Origin of the sequence: Streptomyces lomondensis, assembly GCF_014651035.1 — a bacterium.
GTDB lineage: Bacteria > Actinomycetota > Actinomycetes > Streptomycetales > Streptomycetaceae > Streptomyces > Streptomyces lomondensis.
In genome coordinates this window covers 1-2,106 of record NZ_BMWC01000037.1, presented here as the reverse complement: position 1 = coordinate 2,106, position 2,106 = coordinate 1, and the positions used below count along the sequence as shown (strand labels likewise).

Here is a 2,106-nt window from a genome sequence, read left to right as displayed (position 1 = left end):
GCCCTGGTGCGCACCTACGGCTGGATCATCATGCTCGGTGAACACGGCCTGGTCAACACCCTGTTGACGTCCGTGCACGCCCCAGGCGCGCCCTATTCGCTGCTCTACAACGAGACCGGTGTGGTCATCGGCACCACCTCGGTGATGCTCCCCTACACCGTCCTCATCCTCCAAGGCGTGATGCGCGGCGTCGACCGCAGGCTCCTCGCCGCCGCCGCGGGCTTCGGAGCCTCCCGCCTGACCATCTTCCGCCGCGTCTACCTGCCCCTGGTCGCACCGGGTGTCGGCACGGCAGGACTCCTGAGCTTCATCCTGTGCCTGGGCTACTACATCACCCCCGCCCTGATGGGCGGCGACAAGCAGACCGTCGTCGCCGCGCTCATCGACCAGCAGGTGATGAAGCAGGACCAGTGGAACTCCGCGGCCGCCTTCGGCGTCATCCTGCTCCTGCTCACCTTCGCCGGCCTGGGCATCCTCGGCCTGGCCAGACTCCGCCGCAAGAAGACGGCCACACGAGGAGGAGGTGGCAGCTCATGATGGAACTGCCCGCCACCCGAGCCGGACACATCGGCCGCGCCCTCAGCGCCACCGCCATCCTGCTCTTTTTGGCCATGCCCATCGTCATCATCCTCGTCACCTCCTTCGGCGCCGACGGCATCGGCACCTTCCCCCCCAAGGAGTACAGCACCCGCTGGTACGAGCAGATGGCCGCACCCGGCGGCAACTGGGCCACCTCCATCGCCCTGTCCAGCCTCATCGCCGCCCTCACCACCGTCTTCTCCCTCATCCTGGGAGTCACCGCCGCCACCGCGCTGGCCCGCGGCCGGCTCCCGCTGCACGCCGCGGTCTACGGACTGGTCCTGGCCCCGATGCTCATCCCCCAAGTAGTCATCGCCCTCGGCCTGTTCCTCTTCTTCGAACCCGCCGGCATGCTCGGCAGCCCCCTGGCCATCGCCCTCGGCCACACCGTACTCGCCGCGCCCATCGCGATCCTCATCATGATCTCCACCCTGCGCGGTATCGACGAACGCCTCGAAGACGCCGCCGCCAGCATGGGCGCCAGCCGCATGACCATCGCCCGGCGCATCACCTTCCCCCTGGCAACCCCCGGCCTCATCGCCGCCGCCGTGTTCTCCTTCATCACCAGCTTCGACGAGTTCTTCATCGCCCAGTTCCTGTCCACCCCCGACACCCGCACCCTGCCGGTCCTCGTCTTCAACGCCCTCCAGTTCGACGTCGACCCCACCGTCACCGCCGTCAGCGCCGTCCTCATCGCACTCGCCATCCTCGCCCTCGCCCTCGTCGCCCTCGTCCGCAAACTCGGCGGCCACCGAGACGGCCAAGGCGCCCTTCCCGTCGAACCCCTCACCTGACCCTCACCCCGGCAAGCTGCTCGCACTCTTGAGCTGCTGACCAGCGGGGCCGGGCGTCCCCTCCCCCGGCGCCCGGCCCCGCCTCCTCCAGGCCTCCGCACGCGTCACGACCAGCGGCCCCCCGCGTCCGCAGCACCGCATGATTCCGGATTTCCAGGGAGAAACCAGCCATGACCACGCCCGTTGTCCGTGATGTTCCCAAGCAGCTGTTCATCGGCGGTGGTTGGCGGGACGCCGAGTCCGGCCGGACGCTGTCCGTCGACAACCCGGCCACCGGCGAGGAACTGTGCCGGGTCGCCGACGCCTCTCCCGCCGACGGGCAGCGCGCCGTCGAGGCGGCGGTCGCCGCGCAGCCCGGCTGGGCCGCGACCCCGCCCCGCGTGCGCAGTGAGATCCTGCGCCGCGCCTACGACCTCATCATCGCGCGCACCGAGGACCTCGCGCTGCTGATGACCCTGGAGATGGGCAAGCCCCTGGCCGAGGCGCGCGCCGAGGTCGCCTACGCGGCCGAGTTCTTCCGCTGGTTCTCCGAAGAGGCCGTCCGTATCGACGGCGGCATGATGACCGCTCCGGACGGCAGGAACCGCCTGCTGGTCACCCGCCAGCCCGTCGGCCCCTGCCTGCTCATCACCCCGTGGAACTTCCCCCTGGCCATGGGCACCCGCAAGATCAGCCCCGCCATCGCGGCCGGCTGCACCATGGTCCTCAAACCCGCTCCGCAGACCCCGCTGTC

The 2,106-nt window shown here is 69.9% G+C and carries 3 protein-coding genes; all 3 read left to right on the top strand.

The window, feature by feature from the left end; translation table 11 throughout:
• A partial coding sequence (locus tag IE255_RS38820; protein WP_190055147.1) for an ABC transporter permease occupies nucleotides 1-537 on the top strand: 537 nt, incomplete at its 5' end.
• The gene (locus IE255_RS38815) at nucleotides 534-1,373 is read left to right on the top strand and encodes an ABC transporter permease (RefSeq protein ID WP_229906808.1); all 840 of its coding nucleotides are present in this window, start codon (nucleotides 534-536) and stop codon (nucleotides 1,371-1,373) included. The genes IE255_RS38820 and IE255_RS38815, both read left to right, overlap by 4 nt.
• A gap of 170 nt (nucleotides 1,374-1,543) precedes the next feature.
• On the top strand, nucleotides 1,544-2,106 hold a 563-nt coding region (locus IE255_RS38810; RefSeq protein WP_190055146.1), incomplete at its 3' end, for an aldehyde dehydrogenase family protein.

Bases quoted from the DNA above. Each gene is read 5' to 3' on its own strand.
- IE255_RS38815 (WP_229906808.1), top strand. From the start codon at position 534: ATGATGGAACTGCCCGCCACCCGAGCCGGACACATCGGCCGCGCCCTC.